17 protein-coding genes are annotated in these 23,753 nt (G+C 34.9%); all 17 read right to left on the bottom strand.

The features are described from left to right. Positions 1 to 58: 58 nt before the first annotated feature. A complete protein-coding gene (cysD, locus tag AC0L4E_RS05455) occupies positions 59 to 964 on the bottom strand; it encodes a sulfate adenylyltransferase subunit CysD (RefSeq protein ID WP_299568295.1) in 906 nt (301 codons plus the stop codon). 609 nt (positions 965 to 1,573) lie between these two features. Beyond that, positions 1,574 to 3,508, bottom strand: coding sequence for a polysaccharide biosynthesis protein (locus AC0L4E_RS05450; RefSeq protein WP_473678328.1), 1,935 nt, complete (start codon positions 3,506 to 3,508; stop codon positions 1,574 to 1,576). 794 nt (positions 3,509 to 4,302) lie between these two features. Further along, complete coding sequence (locus AC0L4E_RS05445) at positions 4,303 to 5,493, bottom strand: DegT/DnrJ/EryC1/StrS family aminotransferase (RefSeq protein ID WP_473678327.1); 1,191 nt, start codon at positions 5,491 to 5,493, stop codon at positions 4,303 to 4,305. Positions 5,494 to 5,509: 16 nt separating this feature from the next. After that, positions 5,510 to 7,501 carry an NAD-dependent epimerase/dehydratase family protein gene (locus AC0L4E_RS05440; RefSeq protein WP_473678326.1) on the bottom strand — a complete coding sequence of 664 codons (1,992 nt, stop codon included), beginning with the start codon at positions 7,499 to 7,501 and terminating at the stop codon, positions 5,510 to 5,512. Next, positions 7,494 to 8,108 (bottom strand): sugar transferase, encoded by a 615-nt coding sequence (locus AC0L4E_RS05435; protein ID WP_473678325.1) that lies wholly within the window; start codon positions 8,106 to 8,108, stop codon positions 7,494 to 7,496. The genes AC0L4E_RS05440 and AC0L4E_RS05435 overlap by 8 nt, the downstream gene beginning before the upstream one ends. 69 nt (positions 8,109 to 8,177) lie before the next feature. Then, positions 8,178 to 9,578: a hypothetical protein gene (locus tag AC0L4E_RS05430; RefSeq protein WP_473678324.1), complete on the bottom strand. Its 1,401-nt coding sequence runs from the start codon at positions 9,576 to 9,578 to the stop codon at positions 8,178 to 8,180. 9 nt (positions 9,579 to 9,587) lie between these two features. Further along, a complete protein-coding gene (locus tag AC0L4E_RS05425; protein WP_473678323.1) occupies positions 9,588 to 10,013 on the bottom strand; it encodes an acyltransferase in 426 nt (141 codons plus the stop codon). A 301-nt stretch (positions 10,014 to 10,314) separates the two neighbouring features. Continuing rightward, complete coding sequence (locus AC0L4E_RS05420; RefSeq protein WP_473678322.1) at positions 10,315 to 11,262, bottom strand: hypothetical protein; 948 nt, start codon at positions 11,260 to 11,262, stop codon at positions 10,315 to 10,317. A gap of 191 nt (positions 11,263 to 11,453) precedes the next feature. Then, a complete protein-coding gene (locus tag AC0L4E_RS05415; RefSeq protein ID WP_473678321.1) occupies positions 11,454 to 12,698 on the bottom strand; it encodes an oligosaccharide flippase family protein in 1,245 nt (414 codons plus the stop codon). Between the two features lie 2 nt (positions 12,699 to 12,700). Then, complete coding sequence (locus tag AC0L4E_RS05410) at positions 12,701 to 14,071, bottom strand: glycosyltransferase (protein WP_473678320.1); 1,371 nt, start codon at positions 14,069 to 14,071, stop codon at positions 12,701 to 12,703. Further along, positions 14,068 to 14,661 carry an acyltransferase gene (locus tag AC0L4E_RS05405; protein WP_473678319.1) on the bottom strand — a complete coding sequence of 198 codons (594 nt, stop codon included), beginning with the start codon at positions 14,659 to 14,661 and terminating at the stop codon, positions 14,068 to 14,070. The genes AC0L4E_RS05410 and AC0L4E_RS05405 overlap by 4 nt, the downstream gene beginning before the upstream one ends. After that, positions 14,661 to 16,361, bottom strand: coding sequence for an N-acetylneuraminate synthase family protein (locus AC0L4E_RS05400; protein ID WP_473678318.1), 1,701 nt, complete (start codon positions 16,359 to 16,361; stop codon positions 14,661 to 14,663). The genes AC0L4E_RS05405 and AC0L4E_RS05400 overlap by 1 nt, the downstream gene beginning before the upstream one ends. Beyond that, positions 16,361 to 16,903: an acyltransferase gene (locus AC0L4E_RS05395; protein WP_473678317.1), complete on the bottom strand. Its 543-nt coding sequence runs from the start codon at positions 16,901 to 16,903 to the stop codon at positions 16,361 to 16,363. Before AC0L4E_RS05395 ends, AC0L4E_RS05400 begins: the two co-directional genes overlap by 1 nt. Before the next feature lie 19 nt (positions 16,904 to 16,922). Next, the gene (locus tag AC0L4E_RS05390) at positions 16,923 to 17,951 is read right to left on the bottom strand and encodes an NAD-dependent epimerase/dehydratase family protein (protein WP_473678316.1); all 1,029 of its coding nucleotides are present in this window, start codon (positions 17,949 to 17,951) and stop codon (positions 16,923 to 16,925) included. A 41-nt stretch (positions 17,952 to 17,992) separates the two neighbouring features. After that, on the bottom strand, positions 17,993 to 19,273 hold the full coding sequence (tviB, locus tag AC0L4E_RS05385) for a Vi polysaccharide biosynthesis UDP-N-acetylglucosamine C-6 dehydrogenase TviB (RefSeq protein WP_473678315.1): 1,281 nt from the start codon (positions 19,271 to 19,273) through the stop codon (positions 17,993 to 17,995). A 237-nt stretch (positions 19,274 to 19,510) separates the two neighbouring features. Beyond that, positions 19,511 to 20,479: a Wzz/FepE/Etk N-terminal domain-containing protein gene (locus AC0L4E_RS05380; RefSeq protein WP_473678314.1), complete on the bottom strand. Its 969-nt coding sequence runs from the start codon at positions 20,477 to 20,479 to the stop codon at positions 19,511 to 19,513. Between the two features lie 135 nt (positions 20,480 to 20,614). Continuing rightward, the gene (locus AC0L4E_RS05375) at positions 20,615 to 23,356 is read right to left on the bottom strand and encodes an SLBB domain-containing protein (protein ID WP_473678313.1); all 2,742 of its coding nucleotides are present in this window, start codon (positions 23,354 to 23,356) and stop codon (positions 20,615 to 20,617) included. Between the last annotated feature and the right edge of the window lie 397 nt (positions 23,357 to 23,753).

Genomic DNA, 23,753 nt, shown 5'->3' with positions numbered 1-23,753 from the left:
AGCTTGATCAATTCTTTTAGGGTTTACTAGATGGATTAAAATAGATGTACTTCTGTTGTTAGAAATACCCTTCCATTTTCTTTTTCTCCATTGAGCCTGCTGAGTCATTATCAATAACCCGGCCTTGTCGCTCAGATGTGGTGCATAACAACATCTCTTGAATAATTTCAGGCAGTGTTGTCGCTTCTGACTCCACTGCGCCCGTTAATGGATAACAACCTAAAGTACGGAAACGCACCATTTTATGTTCTACCACCTCATTAGGCTCAATTGGCATGCGCTCATCATCTACCATAATCAAGGTACCATCGCGCTCTACCACAGGGCGCGGCTTAGATAAGTACAGTGATGGAATTTCAATGCCTTCAAGGTAGATGTACTGCCATATATCTAACTCTGTCCAATTAGAAAGCGGGAAAACGCGAATACTTTCGCCTTTATCAACTTTACCGTTATAGATATTCCACAGCTCAGGACGTTGGTTTTTTGGGTCCCAGCGATGCTTACTGTCACGGAATGAATAAACCCGCTCTTTAGCGCGAGATTTTTCTTCATCACGTCTTGCACCGCCAAAAGCAGCGTCAAAACCATGCTCATCTAATGCTTGTTTTAGCCCTTCGGTCTTCATAATGTCAGTGTGTTTAGCACTACCGTGTGTAAAAGGGCCAACATTCATCGCTAATCCGCGGGGATTCTTGTGCACAATTAAATCAAAACCATACTTTTCAGCCATTTGGTCACGAAAAGCGATCATTTCTTTAAATTTCCAGTTAGTGTCGACGTGCATCAACGGGAATGGAATTTTACCTGGGTAAAAGGCTTTTCGAGCCAAATGAAGTAGTACTGAGGAGTCTTTGCCCACAGAGTACAGCATCACGGGATTATCAAATTCAGCGGCGACTTCACGCATAATTTGTATCGATTCTGCTTCAAGTTGCTTTAAATGAGTCAATTGTGTCGACATATCTATTCCAATAAACCTTCAATAATTCATACGATAAAAGGAGACTTATAATGCAATGTCATCCCTTTAATGATTGTTAAGCTGAATTTACATATATTTATATTACCAGCATCAAATAATAGTAAAAGTTATTAATGTCACATTTAGTATAACGAAAAGGAATATAAAGGAATGAAAGGTTTGTTAATTGGATAAGATATTCTGCGGGAAAGTGGAACTAGTGGAGCCTATTTTACATGGTGATAATTAGGTACAAATAAGCAGTGATATAGTAGGTGAATCTAAAGTGCTGGCAAGATAACTCTTAGTTCACAATATCCCTTGCATCTTTAATACAGCCTACTTTTAGGGTAGTAAATGAAAGCATCAACTTAATGATTAACTACTGTAGTCATCTTGTAATAATTGGGAGCATTCTTCATAAAAATTACTTTATTTAATATTTCAATGACTAATTTAAACTCAAGGAAGCATATGGCAACTAACCTCAGCCAGCCTCAGTACAAAAAAACCTCAAATCAAAAAAGGCCTCAAGCTTTCACTTGAGGCCTAAACTTTATGAATGATGGTTAATGACGCATTAGCTAAAACTTATTTTGTAAAACACCTCTAGGAAACTAAATTAACCACTTTAGCATTTGTTTCACTATTCTTTTCTTGTTGTTGGTACAGTAAATCACAAATACCATCTGTCGGAGCAAAACCTGTAGGTGTACTTAACAAAATTTCACGAATAGCTTCATGATTAAATTCATGGCAGGCGGCATCTAAACGATCGAGTATAATAGAATAATCACTCCAAGTAAGATGAAGCTCATTAGCAGTCATAATACGCTCATGCTCTGTACCGGTGACATCATCCCCGATAAGCAACTCCTCATATAGTTTTTCACCTGGGCGTAAGCCACTAAATTCGATAGCAATATCCCCATCAGGATTTACATCATCTTTAACTTCAAAACCGCTTAAACGAATCATTTTAGCTGCTAAATCGACAATTTTAACTGACTTGCCCATATCTAAAACAAACACATCACCGCCTTTACCCATTGCACCAGCTTGAATGACTAACTGAGATGCTTCAGGAATAGTCATAAAGAATCGAGTGATCTCTGGATGAGTCACAGTAACAGGGCCACCATTGGCAATTTGAGTTCTAAATACTGGAACCACAGAGCCAGATGATCCTAGAACATTGCCAAATCTCACCATACAAAAACGAGTTTGATTACTCTCTTTTGAAAATGCCTGCAGAACTAATTCAGCCATTCGCTTAGTCGTGCCCATAACATTAGTTGGACGAACTGCTTTATCAGTAGATACAAGTACAAATGTTTCTACGTCAGCTTCAATAGCTGCGCGCGCGGTATATAAAGTACCAAAAATATTGTTGCGCACCCCTTCAACTACGTTATGTTCAACTAAAGGTACATGTTTATATGCCGCAGCGTGGTATACAGTTTGCACACCAAACGCTAACATAATTTCTTTTACGCGGTTCTCGCGCTGTACTGAGCCCATCATAGGCAAAATACGAACACTTAAGCCTAACTCGAGTGCAGTAGCGCTTAATTCGCGCTCAATAGCATATAAGGCAAACTCAGATAATTCAAAAAGTACCAACTTTTTTGGAGACTGCTTTAAAATTTGGCGGCATAATTCTGAGCCAATAGAACCACCAGCCCCTGTAACCATAACAACTTTATCTTTAATATTGGCAGACAGTAAATCTTGACGAGGAGCAACAGCATCACGACCTAACAAATCATCAATTTCAACTTCCTTGATGTCAGTATAAAGCTTAGTACCATTGACTAAATCAGCCATCGCAGGAATAGTAAGAACCTGTACAGATAAAGGTTCCAAGCGATTTAAAATGTTTTGACGTTTAGCACGACTTGCACTTGGAATAGCCAGTAAGACTTTAGTCGCTTTCTTCTGTTTAATTAATTTACGAATGATTGAAGGTGAATGAACATGAACCCCCTGAATAACCGTGCCATGTAGGGACTCATCGTCATCAACAAATGCAAAAGGATGATATTCATGACTCAAAACTAAAGAAGTCAAAAGTTGCCTGCCACTGACACCTGCGCCATAAATAATAACCGGTTCACCTACACGTTTTATCCCTGAGCCTACAAGAGAGCGAACAATTGCACGCGTTCCACCAATAAAGACAATTGCAAATGCTGCGTAAATAATAGGAACAGTACGAGGAAGAGGAGCATCTGTAAAATAGGAAGCTAACACTAAAATGAAAGCAGAAACCAACGCTCCCAAGAAGATAGCAGTTAAAGCCTGTAGGCCCATATATCGAAGAATGGCTCGATATAATCCAAGCTTTGTAAAAGCAGCTAGAGTAAAGGGGAGCATGATTGCAGCAAGCAACCAATAACTCGCATCAGTTAATACACTGATATCATCAACTCTAACCAATAATGCTGTCCAAAAGGCAAAACAAAGAAAAAGTGCATCAATAGATAAACTAACAGCACGTTTTTGTGAACGTTTAAGTCCAAATAATGTTGGCAAAAAATCCATTTTCCGCTCCAAATTTATAATTTTCATAGAGTATTACAACTTAAATACAAACAGTATTATAAAAACTTCTTATAGAAACGAAGTAATCAGGGAATAGATAACTAATGATTATATGCAAAAAGTGAGCAAGATGAAAACTAAGAATCTACAGACTGAAATAAAACAACGATAAATTTCTTTCAATGAAGTAATGCTGCCATTAGCAATTTATCTCAATAATTTTTGGTTAATTAATCAGTCTTGATTTGATCGTATTTTCGCACTGATAATTGTCACCTACTCACTAAAATTGACACTTGGAAAGTAGAGAGATATTAATTAGAGTTTCAAAAGTTTAAACAAGATTAATCCGTTCAACTAGATTCCTATTTTGACGTTCTGAATTGCTGGAGTAGTTGGATATGATCAATTGGTAGAGAGTTAAAAACTTGGTTCAATCAGACTCATGAAAGTTTGGAAATGAAGTCTACACTAAAGTTAAAATTAATAGTCTGATTGGTAAACTTATGTTTTCGTAATAGAAGCGCTGATGCCGTGACAATAGCATACTTGAATAAGTTAAGAGTAGATTACAAAGTCGATGATTTCTCACAGTAACCCCTTTATGGGCAAAGCACCCAATCCCCAGACAAATTCAGTTTACAACGAGTAGACGCTTTAAGTGGAGAATTTGTGTCAGCTATCGTAGATTAAAATGATAATATAAGCCGTTCGTTACCACTAAAAAAGAACGGCTCTGCACTAACTAAAAATACAGTTAAATACTTGAAGTTAATCTAAAAATAACAAACCAGCTAATCCGAACACTCATAGTCCTTTTGAGCAGATAACAAAACTGTTCGTATTACTTCACATGTTTTGTCAATTTCAGATTGTTTCAATGTAGGATGAACTAAAAACATTAAACTAGTTTCCCCTAATTCAACAGCATTGATTAAACGCTGTTCAGGGCGCCAAGAAGTATTATCAAAAGCCTTTTCAAGATAAACTTCGGAGCAACTACCTTGAAATGCTGGAACCCCGTGAGAAGTGATTTCTTCGACGATCCTATCACGTGACCAACCTTCGGCTAAGTTTTCTGTTATGACAAACATATAATGCTTATATTCGGCATGTTCAATATGTTCGGGCACTAAGACAGTCCTAACACAATTTATAAAAGCAACTGCGTTATCCAGTGCTTTAGCATTGGATTGACGTTGAGCGGTCCAATCTAGCATACGAGTTAACTGAATCCGCCCTATTGCCCCCTGCAATTCAGTCATACGCCAGTTGGTGCCAAAGCTTTCGTGTAACCAGCGAAAACCAGGTGGATGTTCGCGATTATAAATAGCATCAAAGCTTTTACCGTGATCTTTATATGACCACATTTTTGACCATAGTTCTTCATCACTCGTGGTCACCATGCCACCTTCGCCACCAGTAGTCATGATTTTGTCTTGACAAAAAGACCAAGCACCAATATGTCCGATACTTCCAACAGAGCGACCTTTATACTTTGCGCCATGTGCTTGTGCACAATCCTCAATAACATAAAAATTGTGCTTTTCTGCTAAAGCCATAATGGAATCCATTTCTGCAGGCATACCAGCTAGATGAACGACAATTACGGCTTTGGTTTTAGTTGTTAATACAGCTTCTATTGATTCTGCGGTGATGTTTTGACTGTTTAAATTTACATCAGCAAATATAGGGGAAGCACCAGATGTTACGATTGTAGATGCTGATGCTAAAAAAGTTCGGGACGTAGTAATAACATCGTCGCCACAACCAATACCTAACGCTTTTAAAGCCAGATCGAGTGCTAGAGTTCCATTTGCGACGGCAATGGCATGCTCACATCCCGTCCAAGTAGCAAACTCATTTTCAAACTTGCGACATTCTGTTCCTGTCCAATAATTTACCTTATTCGATAATAAAACTCGACTGATGGCATCTGCTTCTTGATGAGTAAATGAAGGCCACGGAGAAAAGCTATTTGACATAATTATCTACCACAAATTATTTATTATATAAGGTTAATAATTTTAACCAGCTAGAAACTAAATTCCTGCTTGAATTAAGACCATATTGTTCAGCTAAATGACTTGAAATCACAACAGACTTTGATTGAGTACTCTCTGTATTAATGGCAAGCTTATTGAATTTAATACCTGCCTCTAAAAGAGCACCTTCCAAGCTTGATACTAATTGATTTAAGCTTGTATTTACGCCACCTAAATTAAGTGTTGTCGGTAGTTCGTTATCACCCTTCCATAGCTCCATTAAACTAAGTAAAGATTGAGATAAGTCATCAACATCAAGCATACTTATTTGGTTATCGGAATTTGCCACTTCAAACAGCCCATCTCCGAGCATTGAATCTAGCATTCTGTAAGGAAATTGTGACTTATCGACTTCAATGTTACCAGACCAAAGCCTACCCAAACGCAGATTAACGACTTTAGTGCCTTTACAATATTTAGGAATACTTGAAAATGCTTGCTCAACAACATGCTTTGACAATCCGTATGTGCTAGTTGCTGTTACAGCAGATGACTCATAACATAGTGAATCGAAACTTGCTTCGTAAACTGATTGTGATGACATATTGACTACAAAACCAGGATTTCCACACTTGATAAGATCAACTAATGAAAGATTAAACATCGTTGATTCAAATATCTTGTGATTACCATGGGGAGGCCTAGCAGACGCGAAATTAAATATCACATCAGTTAATCCAATCGATTGCGATAGTTCCTCACTCCGAGTGCCAATATATACAAATTCTCGAGTTTCATTTGTACCTAACTCATGTTCAAGTTGCTCTTTCAAACCTGCTGAATTACGTGCGCTTAAGATTATTTTTTTACCTACTAAAAACCCTGTTTTTGACATATGACAAATAAAGTTTTTAGCTGCCCAACTACTCGCTCCAGTAACTAAAATAATAGAAGTGGCATTTTGACCGAGCGGATAAAATGTTGTACAGGCGACTTGACGAGCGCCTACACGGGCGGTGTTACTAATAAGCGGTGTTACTAGGCCCTCATTTGTAAAGGCTTCAATAACTGAGCTTACTTCGTTAAAACCAAACTGAGAACGATTGCCAGTAATACCTGTAAATCGCAAATTCATTTCGAAAAAAACAAGTCCTTGGTCAGTTAAACGGCCTTGAATGTTAACGGGCCCGATTAATTTTTCGGATTTTAATTTTTCAGCAATATCACGTATCACGGCGAGTATACTTTCGTCAGTTACTGGCTCAATCGTAACTGGCACACCATTTTTTAGTGAGTTTTTAGATACAAAAATCCCCATAACCTCAGAGTTTAAATCATAAACTATCTGGCAAGAGATCTCAGATAGCTGTAATAATCGTCGCTCTTGCACTGCTTTATTGAGAGTTTTGTAATCAGAAGCTGTTTTCATTGGCATCAAGTATGGCTGAACGACATAGTTGATTGCCTCATCACTAGGTATTGGGTCAGAAAGTAACTCAGCTAGTGATAAAAATATCTGAATGCCTGATGACGCTGATCCGGCCGCGGGTTTGGCGATTACCGGAAAAGTGATTTCATTAAAACTATCTGGAGATTTGACGTACTCGCTGTAAAGCGCAGTAGGTACAATATTAATGATGGATGAATAATCTTTGTACCAGTTGAACTTATTTCGACTGCTTGCCACGATATTTAAAGGTGATACGACAACTTTAACATCAATATTTATAAACAAATCAATGTTACGGCTTAACATTTCAAGTTCCCCGTCATTTCCGGGGATTAAAACATCAATATTGTATTGTTCACAAGTATCTAATAAAAATTGAAGATAAGATGGTTCGTTTATTCTCGGTGAGATTAAAAAAACATCACATTGGTTTCTTGCATAAACCGTGTCAGATAAATCAAGGCCTATGATTTTATACTTTGAGTCAAGATACGCAATAGAGTCAACAACTGACTGACCAACACCACCACCAACTGAAGTTACCAATACATTAATCATTATTATTTTCCAAGTAAGACTTATCTTTATCTAAAGGAATGATTGAAAGATCGCTATTTCCTTCCACGCCTTCCCGTTTAAATACTTTATAAACAGTCAAAATTAATATTTTAAAATCTAACCATAAACTTTTATTTTCGACGTAATTTTTATCAAAATCTAACCTTGTCTGCCAAGCTGTAGCATTTCTACCATTAACTTGTGCTAAGCCTGTTATTCCAGGCCTGACGGTATGCCTGACTCTATGCTCTTCTTTGTAAAAAGGCTGATATTTTGTTAATAAAGGGCGGGGGCCAACTAAGCTTAAGTCCCCTTTAATAACATTAAGTAAAGAAGGCAACTCATCGATACTAGAACGTCTTATAAAATGTCCAAACTTTGTTACTCTTTGATTATTTGGTAATAAATTACCATCTGGGTCAGTATCATTAGTCATACTTCGAAATTTATATAACTTAATAACCTTTTCATTCAACCCCAATCTTTCTTGGATAAACAGTATAGGTCTACCCATAGTAAAATTAATATAAACAGCAACAATCAATAGGAACGGAAGTAAAAGCACAAATAAAGCTACAGAAAATAAAACATCAATAAATCTTTTCATTAATTTGGTCTCGCGCCGGTTAAACATTCAAAATAAACAATTCAACTTAAGTAACACTTCAAGTGCTACCTAAGTCGGAGCCAACAAACCATTAACCCTTTCAGCATCAAATTTACCATAGAAAAGACTTGCATCGATATCTTCAGAAACAGGAGCGTTTAAAAATGAATCGAAATCATCAAGATTGCTCATAAAATAAAGTGCTTTAGAAAACTTATTAGGTGACAACAAAGAAGTACAACCTCCAAAATTTAAAACTCCCACCTTAATATTTAAAGACAGAGCTTCAAATAAGGCAGTAGAAGATAAACCGACAACGTGATTATAAGATTGTAAAAAAACGATAGACTCAATAGTGTTATCTAATAGCTTTACATTAGGCATAGAGTCAATTTTATTTAATAACTGATTACTAACACTGTCATTAGGGTGCGGTCTTATATGAAATTGATTATGACAATATCGCGACGACAATTGCTCAATTAAAGGCAACATCGTACTTAACCAATCAGAAATTATAAGTATGGAATCAACCTTATTCACTTTACATACTTTTTCGGCAATAAAAGTATTATACGCCCATCCAATATTGATAATTCTTTCGACTGGGACTCCAAACTGCTTGCCATTCCAATTGCTACCAAAGGATAGAAACTTATCAGTATCTAACTTCTCGTCGAAACACCCAGAATACAGCAGCGTCCAACCGTGCGTGATACCATGCTGTAATTCATAAGTCTTAATCCCTAGCTGCTTACAGGCAAACGTTTCAGCAAAAAAAATTTCTCGATTAACTAAAAAAACCTGCTTAACCTTTAAACGTTTAAATATAAAGCAATAGAGTTGCGAGGAGATAATAAACTCTGTAAGTTTTAAAATAAAAGATATAAAAGCTCTTCTAGGAATAGAAAACTCTTTTCTTGCGATTATAAACAACTTCAACATAGGGATAGAAAAAGCTATAAATACAATTGGAAAAAATAGAAAAGAAAGAAACTTTGAAATAAAACTTATAAAATCTGTTTTAAAAGTATGTTTGCTATGAAGTCTATTTTCATAATGTTTACCGCTGTGATGCCGTTGAAAAACTAAGTAACTATCCTTTATATTGGAGTACTCTATTAGGGGATCTGTAAATTTACAAACATGTTCATTATCAATTTTTTGTAAACGTGGAAAAGCCAAGATCACAGATTGAACATCTTTTCTCTTAAAGAAAATAATTTTGCAAAAGTATAGAAAAGAAAGAAATATATCAAATAGAACCGCAAAAAAATTAGATATTTCCAATTTACGTTTTTTAGTCCTAACATCTGCCTTCCCGATATTATACTCTCTTAACAAATAACTCCTTAATATTGGTAATCTAACTAATCGCCAAAATGAAATTCCTAAAATTTTATGTTCGTATAAACCTGCGCATTTTTCTTTGATTGAAATATTTTTTAATAAATCAGATTTATTTTGCATTCTAAAACCTTACTTATTAATAATTTGACCATTATCTGATACATTAATACCTGTTTTTATAATTTTTGCAGGATTTCCTGCAACGATACAGTTACTAGCAACATTTTTCGTTACAACAGAACCTGCGGCAACTATAACTTCATTTCCAATATGAATTCCAGGTAAAATAATAGCATTAACACCAATAAAACATCGTTCACCAATATAAGTATTTATTTTTAAAGCCCTGCTATGATCATGAGCAAAAATGATAGCGTTATAAGTTACCCAGGTATGTTTACCAATATATATGCCTCGAGGGTTAATATTTTTATCTAACTTTGCTTTAAGCGATATCCTAGCTGAAGAGTGAATATTCATTTTATATCTAGCTTTCAAGTATCGTGGATATACTTTCGAAAGAAAATTCCAAATACTTTTTCTCCACTGCAACATATTACTCTCCTTAGATGTAAAAATACCAAAGTAATATACACCTATTTTACTATGCATTTATAAAACACTCTCTTTCAAGAGTCATCCTAATACCCTTTATCAAAAAGTCACTACTTCGAAGAAAATCACTTATTTATAGCCAAATTCCCTTTTAATTGAATAAAGAGTAAATAAAATAAAATCCAGTCTAATTTACCTCCTAGGATTTGTACATCGGTAATAGCTCTCACTAATATTGCTACAAATACAACGAGCAACACAAAATTTCTACCTACCAACAAACAAAAAATAATACAAATAGCTAGAAACAAATACAAAACAAGAAAAAAAAACCAAATAATCCATGAATAGATAAGTAAGAATTATGTAGATTGTACCCATACTTTTTAAATTCATTCACATTATAAAAATCAACACCAGACAACAAATACAAGGCACTTTTTGAATATTGCAAATAACTCGAAATAATAAACTCTCTAGAGTAATCTGTTAAACCTCTATTTAAAATTCTGTCAACTAAACCGGAGTTAATAAGAGCATTAACTAATATACCAACTGTAAGCAACGCAACAAAAAAAGATAAGGAATAGACTAAAGTTCTAATTAATTTATTGTTTAATTGCATTATACCACTATTAAGATATAACAATAAAATTGACAAAAAAACAAATCCAGATGTAATAATCCCAGAACGTCCTATAGAAATAAGACTTAAGAAAAAAATTAAACCCGACATGAGTACAAGGTGAAAATCAACTTTATATTTTTTTGAAAGTGCAAAAGACAAGAAAAATGTTAAGAACAAAGAAACTGATATAAAATTTTCAGAGTTGTTTTCTAAAAACTGAGAACTCGGAATACCGCTAAGGAATAGAAAAAAGTAATAAAATGATACAAGATAGAAAGGGACTCTAGATAGAACAAGGCTAAATGGTCTAGACTCAGACAAAAGATAACCTGTACAAATCATCATTAACATTATTATAAATTGTTTTATATACTCTACATTTATTTCTTTAACTAATAAAGTTGGTACAATTAAAAGCGAACAAAGAACAATAAATATCAAGAAATTAATATTCGAAACAGATAAAGCTTGGTCTTTATTACTAACAAAATATATGAATATTGAGATAAAAACGCAAAGTATAGACAGTGTATATAAACCTGATAATATGTAGCTGCAAGATAACAACAATGTAGAAATATAAATAAAAAATCTAATATAAAAATCTTTTCTTACTTTCAATTTTATTCACCAAGTAATATATTGACTATAACAATTTAGTAGTAAATTACATTCTAACAGTTACCGCAATTTCACGGGTTAAAATGTGTGGATTAATCAATTTTTAATTGACAAGTTCAAACAAACTCAATAAACCAAATAAAATATAAATACAAATAAAAATATAAAAGTTCATAATTTAAAATTTAATATCAATTACTAGATACTAGATTAGAGATTACATTATTAGCACATACGGCTGTTGCAAAAAACTTAATTAAATTAGCAACAAGAAATGAATAAGCTGCGCCGACTATTCCAAACTCAGGAACTAAAATCAAAAGTAACAACACATTTACAACAACGCATGTTACAGAAATCGTCGATATTATTTTTGTTCGTCTATCATACAAGACAAAATTAATAACCAGCAAATAAAAACCGTTACACAATTGTCCCAACATAATAATCTTAAGAGTATCTAGTGATGATAAATAGCTAACGTTGGATATTATTGGTATTAAAAACTCAAGAAAATTAATACCTATGGAATAAACAACTATGCTTATCAAAAAAACAACCAAAGTACATAGCTTAATTCTGGTTAGCTTATCAGAACTTATACTAGCTAAGTTTTTATATAGCCAAGGACTATACACTTGATTCACTGAAATAAAGAAAACACTCACAACACTACCTAACGTTACAGCAAACATATATAGGCCTAATTTTTCAAAACCTAGATAATAGCCAATCATATATCTATCAACAGTAATGATAGCTATACCAGAAAGTGCATGAGGTAACAGAGGCACACCATATGATAAACACTCTTTAATATATTTTAGGTTAGGTTTAAATATACTGGAAAACTGTAACAAGTTATCCTTAACCATACTGTGTAAAGCTATAGAAGAAAATAATATAGAGACAAAGAATAGCGCACTTACTCGTGCATCTACTTTATCTTTTATTATATAAATAAAACATATTGTAACTAAAAATGACATTAATGCTTCAAACATTTGAAACTTTGTATATGATGAAACTTCTTCTCTAATCATCCATTGACTTAAACGGAATTCAGACATGTACTTCATAGCTGAACATAGAATACAAAGTAACAACAAATTACTAGATAGCCCAGTTCCGTCCAACATTCCTGTCAACATTAGGGCTACACTAATTAAAAGCAATAACATTATAGTTAGTATCTGGATACAACTATTATTATATAATGCTAGGTTTTCGTTGTTTTGATAGAACCGAATACTAGCCGAGCCAAAAGCTTTCAATCCAATTATTGGAGTTAAAGTTATAAGGAAGGTTTGAAAGATACCTACAATACCAAACTCTTCCACACTCATTACATTAGTTAAAATAGGCAATAACAGAAAAGGGAATAATCCTTTTATAATATTACTAGAAAAATAAAGTCCTATATTTTTTATTTTCATGATTATAATGCTTGCAGTTTTTCCGCAAGAAAAACATCTAATTGAGAATCTATAGCAAAAGCCGATTTTTGATCAAATACAACATGACCAATAACATTTCCCCAAAGAGAGTTTGATTTAATCAAATTATTTGTTCGAAATACATTAAAACCTCGTACCATTTCATAAAAATCATCACGCTCTAACCGCAAACTATTACTAGAGAAATTAACACCATCAAGTGAACTCCCTGTATGCCTGAAGAAAATTTCACTATTAGGCCTTACCCCAATAACATTATCTACATTAAATATACGTGCTATATCTATTGCTGATTGAATTAGATAACCTTTATTGAAAGGTCTTTCAATCCCAATTACCATACCAAACTCAGTCGTTTGCAAATCTGCACCTTCACTTCTGATGTATTCTGATAAAAGTTGATCAAGGCTTGTGTTTATTTTTGCACTAGAATTACTTCGTAGATGTGTAATTACATTTTTATATTTTTTTTCTTGGAGATAGCGAATAAGTACTTCATCTGGCGTAGATACCACTATTTTGTCAAACACTTTAGCTTGAATAACATCATCTAGCACAAGATCAATAATATAGTTTTCACCTATTTTTTGAAATGGCATAGAACGAGAATCAATATTGCTACCACGCACAGGAATAAAAGCAAATGATTTGCTTTTATTCACGCTTTTATTACTAGCAACTTTTCTTAAAATATTAGCCCGAGTAGATAATATTCTATCTTCACTACCAGTTAAATTGTTACCATGTCGCCGATAGTCAAAAATAACTTTATCAATATTTTTCACTTTAAATTTATCGATCACTCTAAACCAAAGCTCATATCCATCTTGGCATCGAAGATCTTCATCGTAACCACCTATAGATCGAAGATAGTCCGTTTTAAACATTGTACACGCGCCATGTGCAGGGGAATCCATTAAAGTTACATCTTTTTGAAAGTCGTGACGTTTGTATGTAAACAAAAAGCTGCCTTTCTCATCAACAACATTCCAATTACCAAATACCATTGCAACGTCATCACAAGTAAAACCTGAAATAAGATTTTCGATGGCATCTTTATGTAATATATCATCAGCATCTAATCGAACTATATAATCGCCATTAGCCATTGCAAGGGCGACATTATTTGTTTTAGTTAGTCCCTTATTTTCTTGATATACTGATTGTATATTTTTTCTGTTTGTATAACTTTCTATTATGTATTTTGATTGATCCGTAGAACCATCGTCAATAATAATGATTTCTATAAAGTCGTAAGTTTGTTGTAATGCACTCTCCACAGCTTCTTCAATATAAGAACCATAGTTATAGTTTGTGATGTAAATTGTTACTAATGGTTTTTTTATTATCATTTTAGTCTCTTAGCTGGAATGCCTCCAATAATGGAGTTTTTTTCAAAAGATTTATTTACTACTGCGTTACTGCCAATAATAGCTCTGTCCCCTAATGTTACACCGGGGAAAATAACAGAATGTACTCCTAACCAGGAACCTCGACCTATTTTAATATCCGCGTAGGTGTAACCATTATCAATGATATCTTTATTTTCAGTCGTATTATGATTATGCATACTAGTCTGAATATACACATAACCAGATATCAATGTTTTATCACCTATATCGATATTACCACCTCCATTAAAGACAGTTCCAATTCCAATTTTACACCCCTGACCAATATTAACCGTTGTATCATTCGTTGCAATAATTCGAACAAGCTTATCTACTTTCACATTTCTTTCTACTATCAATTTTGAATTTTTAGTAGCGCGAAACTCAGTCCCTGAACGTATGATACATCCAGAGTTAATTTCAATTTTAGAATCTTTGTCGATTATAAAAAGGGTGTCTTTTAAAATAACTACGTTTGGGGCTAGGTATAAGCTTCGGCCAAACTTTATTTTCAACCAGAGCTTATAAAAAAATGAACTTATTTTTTGCATTATGAAAAATCATCACAAGTTAGTTTCTCGTATTTAGTCAGTTCTCTAGTGGTTTTTTTACCAATAACATCATCATAATAACGAGAAGATAAACCATGGGAAGGTCGTAAAATAATAAGATCATCAGTCGTTACCACATGACCTAAAGGTAAATCCTTTGCTGGATAAATTGCTCTACGAAAACTATCGACATGTCCTGTTTCTATCTCAATCGGTACAGGTTTTTTAGTTTTGCTACCTTTAAGTGTATTAATTACCTTAATGTGCTCAATTAAATCAAGAACTTCATCTTTAGTGATTGAAACCTTATGATCACGGAACTCTTTACCTTCTCTTTCATCTGTAAAATGAAACTCCAAAACTTGAGCTCCCATTGCCACCGCAACTTTCAAGGCATCAGACCCTTCAGTATGATCTGAGTAGCCCATAGTTGTACCTGTTAATTCATTTAGACGAACCATAACATCTAAATTTGCAGCTGATTTTGGAATTGGATACATTGATGTGCATTGAAGAACTGAAAGGTAGTCAGCTCCCTCATATAATGTATTGCACTCTCTTATATAATTAACTGTTGCTGTTACTTCTTCTTCTGTAGCTAATCCAGTAGATAAGATAATTGGTTTGCCACGATTTGCAACATTCTTCAGAAGTGGCCAAGCTAATAAATCACCTGAACCAATTTTATATATTGGATTATAGTCATCAACCCAATCGATCATCTCTTCATCCCAAATAGAGGCCATAAACCTCTTACCAGAGTCTGTAATCATTTTAGCAAGTTCACGATATTGCTCTTTACTTAGCTCAAATTTTTTAAAGTGTTTATGTCTGTCAGGCGATTCAACAGGATTAACTAATGTATTACCTGAATATATTTGAAACTTAATAAAGTCGGAATCGCTGTCAATTGCCAATTGTGTTAATTTTTTAGCGTAATCGAAGTTGCCTTCGTGATTTCCACCGATTTCAGCAATAAGTAAAGGTCCATGTTGTCCAACAAAATTCATTTTTTTCTCCTGAAACTGAAACTCTTTTACAAGTTTATCTAAATTAAGTTCATAACTATCGTACTCAAAGTTGCTATGCACATTTTGAGCAATTATAAAATCTCTTTGTGTATCAATAGCAATCTGCATACCTGCAGCATCTGGAAACTTAGTGTTCTTTATGAAGTAAGTATTAAACTCACTACAATGACGGTAAAAGTAAGGCATAACATGTTCAACATCATTATCCATGTTGAATCTTTTAAAATGATCTCTGTAAACAGTTGTTCTAATTGCTTCTACACTCATTCCTTTTGGAAAAGTACGTTCTTTTACATTTGATACAAAATCAGCACCTTGTTTAATTCTGATACAAGCTTCATCAACGAGGCACGGATTAACAAAAAGGTTATCCCCATTGATTCGGATAGCACAATCAAGGTTATTAGTTTCAGCAGCTAATAGAAACCTTTCTGCTACATTATGTAAACTCCCCCTAAATAAGGTTATACAATGTTGTTTTGCAAATTTTGAAAGGGCATCATCTGAGCTAAGTTCAGAAGTAGCTAAAATAATTTCATCAACATTTTTAGCCAGCTTTAAACTATTAATAATTCTTAAAAGAATTTCTTGCCCATTAATAATTTTTAACCCTTTGCCTGGTAGTCTTGAAGAGGTTAAACGTGCCAATATAATTGCACCGACTTTCATTAACGCTCTCCTATTTTTCTCACTGGGGAACCAGCATAAATCGAATATGGCTCTAGTTCACCTTTGACAACAGAATTAGCAGCGATAACACATCCATCAGGAATCACAGTTCCTTTTAAAATGATAACGCCAGCGGCCACCCAAACATCATTTCCGATTTTTATTGGTGCTGTTGAATTTTGTTGCTGCTTCATGGGTATGCTGCGTTCCAATCCATGATCGCTATCTACAATATAGACATTTGGCGCTATCATACATTGTCCACCGATATTTACATTATTAGATGAAAAAATGACAGTATTGTAGCCAATGGAAGTACCTTCACCGATTTTTATTTTGGCTTGAGGGTTACAGGAACAAATTTTAGCTCCTTCTTTCAAATGACAATTTTTTTGAATTGAAATATTCTTTGGGAATCTAAGTAATTGTACATTTTTTTCAAAAAAAACATTATCTCCGCAAAAGCCTAACTTGATTTTATTAATTAATAAACGCCAATAATTACTTATTTTAAACTTAGTATATATCGCTAACTGACTCATATTCTGTATATTTCCTCAACTATTTGTCTGATAGAGAACGAATATACCAAGGCATCGCTTTTTCAATACCTTTGTCAATAGTGAAACAAGGGATATAACCTAATGTATTTTGTGCTTTACTAATGTCAGCTTGAGAGTGCCTAACATCACCGGCCCTAAATTCACGATAAATAGGCTGAATTGTTACTACTTGTTCGTTTGAAACTAACGCTAGTTTTATAGCTTCAAATAATTGATTTAGACTTGTTCTATCACCAACAGCAACATTGTATATCGAATCTTTTGCATCACTATTAGCTGTGGCAGACAAAATATTCATTTGTACGACATTCTCAATAAAACAAAAATCTCGACTCGTTTCACCATCACCATTTATATAAACATCTTCCCCTTTAAGCATTGATGCTGTCCATTTAGGAATAACTGCAGCATAAGCACCATTCGGGTCCTGACGTTTACCAAATACATTAAAATACCTTAAACCAATTGATTTAAAACCATATGTACGAGCATAAACATTTGCATAAAGTTCATTGACATATTTTGTTACTGCATAAGGTGATAATGGATTTCCAATGTTATCTTCAACCTTCGGTAATGCAGGGTGATCACCATAAGTGGAACTGCTCGCTGCATAAGTAAAGCTTTTCACTCCTTCTTCTTTAGCACTATGCAACATATTCAAAAAGCCTGTAATATTAGCCTGATTAGTCGTTATTGGATCGGCAATAGAGCGAGGAACAGAGCCTAAAGCTGCTTGGTGTAAAATATAATCAACGCCATTTACAGCCTCAATACACGTTTCTATATTACGTATATCACCTTGTATAAATCGAAACCTATTCCATTGTTCCTTTGATACTAAACCTTCAACCTCGTTTAAATTATGTTGATGCCCAGTAGCAAAGTTATCCAATCCGACTATGGTTTGATTCAGTTTTAATAATTTTTCTAGTAAATTTGAGCCAATAAAGCCAGCAACACCAGTTACTAACCAAACTTTTGGGTTATTAACTAACTCTTTTTTTATTTTTTCATACTGCGTCATTTATATTCTGCCATTATTAATTAAAGAATTTACTAGCTACACTACAATCGCATATCAACATCAGCTTTATCTAGAACATATTTCAAATCGTAGAGTACGTGATTAGATTTGCCAAAACCTTTAATAGTGTCAATACCCATCGATTTAAATTCGTCATGTGAAACCGCTAAAATGATCGCATCATAATTGTCAGATTTAATGTCAGATATAAGGTCTAACCCATATTCATTCTGAGCTTCAATATTCGAACACCATGGATCCATTACATCAACATTGATATTATATTCTAGTAACTCTGAAACAATATCGACCACTTTGGTATTCCGTAAGTCTGGACAGTTCTCTTTGAATGTAAGCCCCATAACTAGCACATTGGCTCCATCGACATGTATTCTCTTCCTTAGCATTTTCTTAACTAGCTGAGATACAACATATTGACCCATCCCATCATTTAACCGACGCCCAGCTAAAATCATTTCAGGGTGATAACCTACTGTTTGAGCTTTATGCGTTAGATAATATGGATCAACTCCGATACAGTGACCACCAACTAATCCTGGTCTGAATGGTAAAAAGTTCCATTTAGTACCAGCAGCTTCTAACACTTCTAAAGTATCTATATCTAATTTATTAAAGATGATAGAAAGCTCATTAATCAACGCTATATTTACATCACGCTGCGTATTTTCGATTACTTTAGCAGCTTCCGCGACCTTGATGCATGATGCTTTATGAGTTCCTGCGATAATGATTGTTTTGTATAACTGATCTACAAATTCGGCAATTTTAGGGGTTGAGCCACTGGTTACTTTTAAGATATTGGTTACACGATGCTCTTTATCACCAGGATTAATACGCTCAGGAGAATAGCCAGCATAGAAATCAGTATTAAAAATAAGCCCTGAAACTTGCTCTACTACTGGTAAACACTCTTCTTCGGTTGCACCAGGATATACAGTAGACTCATAGACTATGATATCACCTTTCTTGATAACCTTACCAAGCATCTCACTCGCTTTAATGAGTGGTGTTAAATCAGGTTGTTTGTGTTCATCAATTGGCGTTGGAACAGTAACGATATAGACATTACACTCATTCAAGTCAGCTACGTTTGCACTATATTTTAGTTTAGTTGCTTCTTTAAGTTCTTCACTTGAACACTCTAAAGTAGAATCTTTTCCAGATGTAAGCTCTGATACTCGAGTCGCATTTATATCAAATCCTAAAGTATTAAACTTCTTTCCAAACTCTACAGCTAACGGTAAGCCAACATAACCTAAACCAATAATACCGATCTTTACGTTTTCTAATGATAGACTCATCTAACTGCCTTATATTTTATAATTTGTGTTTCGTAGAACAAATTGAGAACTCATTACCTACATACTTTATTACTATAAACCGAAATAAATTAATTTTATGTATCAGCCTCAACACTGTGCTGAGACATTTTTTATTCATTTGAGATAGCGACATTACAGCTACTCCTTAAAATGTCTCAGTTTCAGTTTTGTTCAGTAAACAGTCTCAATAAACTCATTTTTCTTAATTTATATATCTTAATCTTCTTTTCTGCTGAAATGTCTAATTAACAAAATCATGATCGCTAGCATTCCTCCAAGCATTGTTCCCACTACACAAATTAATGCCCGTTTAGGACCAGATTTTTCTTCAGGCACTAAAGCTGGGTCAATGGTTTTAAATACATATTCTTCTCGCACTTCAGCAAACATGATGGTTTTAGTTTGCTCTTCAATTAACTGATATAAAATCGTGCGAATATCAGCAACGTTTGTTTGAGCTATTTGACTTTCTAAGAACGCAGTACTTCGCTGAGCTTCGGCAACATCTCGTTGCTTCATTTCTAAATTAATGTCTTCAACTAACCAATTTACCCATTGTTGCGCTACTAAAGGAGATAAATGCTCTACAGAAACGTTGACCATACCTGTTTCTTTATCGGTACTAACCGTCATCACCTTACTAAACTCTTTGTAAGCTTCTTGCATAGAAGGTTTCACCTGGTATGGAGCTGATACATCCCTCACCCACTTTTGAGTATTTTCATCATAGATGTCGGAATTATAAAATAATGATTCTGTAGCCATATCCCAACTTTCAGCTGCCATTAAATCAACAAGAATCCCGTACTTTTGAATGAACTCACTGGTAAACTGTCTAGACTTCAGTACCTCAATAGCCATTTGAGTTTTATCCCCTCCGCCACCAAGGTTAATCCCAGCCATACTAGCTAATCCACCAAATTGCCCTGCAAGTGCAGCCAAACTACCTCCTCCATTTTCTGTATCAGCTGGAGATAATAAAGCTTCAGACTTATAAATGTTTGGCTGATTTAGAGCATAAATAACTGAGCCAATAGCGAAAACGGCGGTAATCGCGATGATTATCCATTTACCTTGCCAAATAGCGGCAAATAATTCTCTTAAATCAATTTCATCATTAGCATTATATTGCTGATTTAGCTCAAAATTTGCATCTGTATAATTTTGTGGTATCTGTTTTGTCATCGCATTTTATTAATAAAAAGTACTTAGTTGCTTTTTATTAGTTTCCTTAAAAGACATTTTACAAAAATGGTAAAACCCACTAAAGCACCTAAAATAGGTGCTTTAGTTAGATTGCAGTTTCAAAGTAGCAGCGTGTTATAAACCAGAGATGGTTGCAAGCGCAACAGCACTGTTATAGATAATTTGTGTTACCTGAGTCCATAGCGTCAGGTTATCTTTGTACTCGGTATCAAGTGGCACAATAACCGTATCACCTGCTGATATCGCAGCAGTTTTACTAAACCAGAAGTTTGATTCAGGTAGCATTACTGAGCCATCAGCTTTAATCACGTATGTTCTGCCATCGTCACCGCGTTCACGTGGGCCACCTGACATAGAAAGGTACTGGTCTAACGTTAAGCCATCTTTAAATCTATGTGTTGCTGGGTGCTGTACTTCGCCCATTACAGATACAATTTGTTTCGTTGTCGGTACATACAAAACATCTTTATCTTCAAGCTGTAAATCAGCTTGCTCTATACCTACTTGAATAGCGTTTAAATCTACAACTAAGCGCCCTACCGACTGGATATTTTCTAAGTCACTTAGCATTAATTGTGCTTCAGAATAATTAACTACTGTGCCGTCTTTAGACACACCGCGTGTTGCGATATCACGACGCAGTTGATCGGCTAATTTTCTAATTTCTAATTGTTCTTGTAATCTGACTGACTCACGAACAAACACTGATGCTTGTGGGAATGCATAATCGGTAAAGCCACCTGCCCGTTTCATCACATCTGCGAGTGTTTCACCACGGCGAATATTATAAACACCTGGGAATCTCACTTCGCCTCGAATTTCAACAGACTTACGCTCTTGCCACTCGGGTGTTGTTAGTACGACTAGCATGTCTCGGCCTTCAAGCGCGATATTATCATCGGGGTTGAATGCCATTGCATTGGCAACATTGACATGAATATGTTTTATATCAGACAACGAATCAGAACTTTCGGTACGAGTTAATTCAGCTCTTGACGTGTAAGCACCTTCAACAAGTCCTCCCGCAGCTAAAACTAAATCGCTAACTTTCGCGTTCACGCTGAGCGGATAAATACCCGGATGCTTCACCTTACCAGTGATAGCTATTACATTAACTTTTTCAGATGATTTGGTTTGCTGTGACAATTTACTGATGATTGGGAATAGTAATTCTTCACGACTTAATGAATTACTCATTTTGATAAGGTCACGGTCATCAAACAAGTTTGATAACATTTTACTGACTTCATCACCAATCAGCTTTTCTTCATCATCTAAAGCCGCTGTAGCACCAGCAATAACAACACCACCGATATCTGTTTTACCGAGCATTGCTGAAGTGTCGCCAACGTTCATTGATTTGAAACCAGCTTTGAACAAGTCGGTTCCAATTAATGAATCGCTACTCAATGATTTAATTTTAGCGGCGCGCTTTTGAACGAGTTTGTTTAGTTCATAACGATTGATTGATGCATCATCATGATTAAACACGATCACTTTATCTCGAGGGTTTAAAGTCAGGTTCTGTGTTAAATCGGCTTGAGTAATCGCTTTACCTGGTGCAAATTGTAAAACTTCAATATTGCCGTATTTATCGATTTCACGAATAACGAGTGCATAAGTTAAATCGGCAGAAATGGCTAAATCACCCCAAATTGTAGGTAGTAAATCATTTATTTTTTGACCTTGGTACCACTGGTATTTTCCAGGGCGAACAACGGCACCAACTAATGTAATAGCATCTTCATATTGTGTCGAAGCACTTTTAACGCGGATAAAGTCACCCGCTTTAGCAAGCTGTTTTTTAGCTGTATCTGAAGTTAGATCAACATTCACAATGGTTTTTAATCCATTGCGATTAAAGCGCTCAATGCTACTTCTTCTTGGGTAAGCGCCTGGGTTAACACCAGCAGCCATCGTAATAACATCATTTATATTTTCATTAGTTTTAATTTCGTAAATCGCAGGGCGTCTGATTTCACCAGTAACGCTTACACGACCACCAACTGAAGGGATAAATACAACGTCCCCAGATCTAAGGTTAATATCTTTAGAAGCATCGCCTTTTAGCAATAGGTCATATAAATCAAATGTGGTAACTAGCTTACCTTTTCTTTTTACTTGAATATTTCGAAGGCTACCAATTTCATTAACGCCACCTGCTACAAGCAGGGCTTCAGTGATTGAAGATAAGCTTGATACCGTGTAAGAACCTGGTTTGTATGCATCACCAGCAATAAAAATACGAATTGAACGCAGTTCACCCATAGTAATGTTGGATTCAATACCAATCATTTGCTTTTCTATTCTATCGCTAAGGTATTCTCGTACCTCAACAAAAGTTAAACCAACAACTGAAATGGGCCCAAGTTCTGGAAACTGAATAGTACCGTCTCGACCAATTGTTAAAGAATATTCGCTATTATCCTTACCATATAACTGCACATTTAAAGTATCGCCGGGACCGACCATATAATCACTTGGCACAGGGACATCTGATACAGGCGAAAATGTCATTGGCTCGCCAGCAAACATATCGTAGCCAAAGTAAGCTAATTCGGCTTTCTTACTATCTTGTTCAAAATCTAATTCAGTCTCTTTCTTTTTAGTTGCTTTAGCTACGTCACGGCTTGCCACTTGAGATGGCTCAGAAATTTGAGTCGATTGTCCAGTGTTACCACCTAACATTGATGGGTCGATGCCATACTGTTTCGCCAGTCTTTGCTGTTCAGATGCTGGTAATGATTTGAACTGCTCAATCATTTGTGGAGACGGAGTAGCAGCTTGCACTGGTAAACTGAATAGTATTACAGCACTCATTGCTGCAATGGCTAAACTTTTAGTTTTTTGAAACACCTTTAAATCTCCAAATCATCACTAACTGGTTAACATGTAAGAAACTTACTAAGATTTAGACACGCTACCGCCCATAGATTGCGGCTTCTATAGTGCCCATCGAGAACTCGACTTTCATATTTTAAATAAAACAACTGATTAAAAAGTACCGTTTAGTACTAGTTCTTTTTAATAAGCAGTCTTAAAAGTGTTGCATACTATATCTCATTTGACGGGCATTTATTATATTAAAAATAAAATTCCTTCGTCATATTCAGCCATTTACTTTTGATGCTTCTAGTAATACACACTCACAACACTAAAACTATGTAATAGCCACAAAATCATAAACTTGCAATATGATTCATCTATTTATAAAACAATCAAAAGCACGTTTTATAATTTTTACTACATCTTT

The sequence above is a fragment of the Shewanella sp. GJ50-10 genome, from assembly GCF_055808815.1.
Note: the sequence above shows the minus strand (reverse complement) of the source record. Positions and strands in the feature narration are given on the sequence as shown.

Coding starts and splice junctions, on each gene's coding strand:
- cysD (WP_299568295.1), bottom strand. CDS start 964: ATGTCGACACAATTGACTCATTTAAAGCAACTTGAAGCAGAATCGATA.
- AC0L4E_RS05450 (WP_473678328.1), bottom strand. CDS start 3,508: ATGGATTTTTTGCCAACATTATTTGGACTTAAACGTTCACAAAAACGT.
- AC0L4E_RS05445 (WP_473678327.1), bottom strand. CDS start 5,493: ATGTCAAATAGCTTTTCTCCGTGGCCTTCATTTACTCATCAAGAAGCA.
- AC0L4E_RS05440 (WP_473678326.1), bottom strand. CDS start 7,501: ATGATTAATGTATTGGTAACTTCAGTTGGTGGTGGTGTTGGTCAGTCA.
- AC0L4E_RS05435 (WP_473678325.1), bottom strand. CDS start 8,108: ATGAAAAGATTTATTGATGTTTTATTTTCTGTAGCTTTATTTGTGCTT.
- AC0L4E_RS05430 (WP_473678324.1), bottom strand. CDS start 9,578: ATGCAAAATAAATCTGATTTATTAAAAAATATTTCAATCAAAGAAAAA.
- AC0L4E_RS05425 (WP_473678323.1), bottom strand. CDS start 10,013: ATGTTGCAGTGGAGAAAAAGTATTTGGAATTTTCTTTCGAAAGTATAT.
- AC0L4E_RS05415 (WP_473678321.1), bottom strand. CDS start 12,698: ATGAAAATAAAAAATATAGGACTTTATTTTTCTAGTAATATTATAAAA.
- AC0L4E_RS05410 (WP_473678320.1), bottom strand. CDS start 14,071: ATGATAATAAAAAAACCATTAGTAACAATTTACATCACAAACTATAAC.
- AC0L4E_RS05405 (WP_473678319.1), bottom strand. CDS start 14,661: ATGCAAAAAATAAGTTCATTTTTTTATAAGCTCTGGTTGAAAATAAAG.
- AC0L4E_RS05400 (WP_473678318.1), bottom strand. CDS start 16,361: ATGAAAGTCGGTGCAATTATATTGGCACGTTTAACCTCTTCAAGACTA.
- AC0L4E_RS05395 (WP_473678317.1), bottom strand. CDS start 16,903: ATGAGTCAGTTAGCGATATATACTAAGTTTAAAATAAGTAATTATTGG.
- AC0L4E_RS05390 (WP_473678316.1), bottom strand. CDS start 17,951: ATGACGCAGTATGAAAAAATAAAAAAAGAGTTAGTTAATAACCCAAAA.
- tviB (WP_473678315.1), bottom strand. CDS start 19,273: ATGAGTCTATCATTAGAAAACGTAAAGATCGGTATTATTGGTTTAGGT.
- AC0L4E_RS05380 (WP_473678314.1), bottom strand. CDS start 20,479: ATGACAAAACAGATACCACAAAATTATACAGATGCAAATTTTGAGCTA.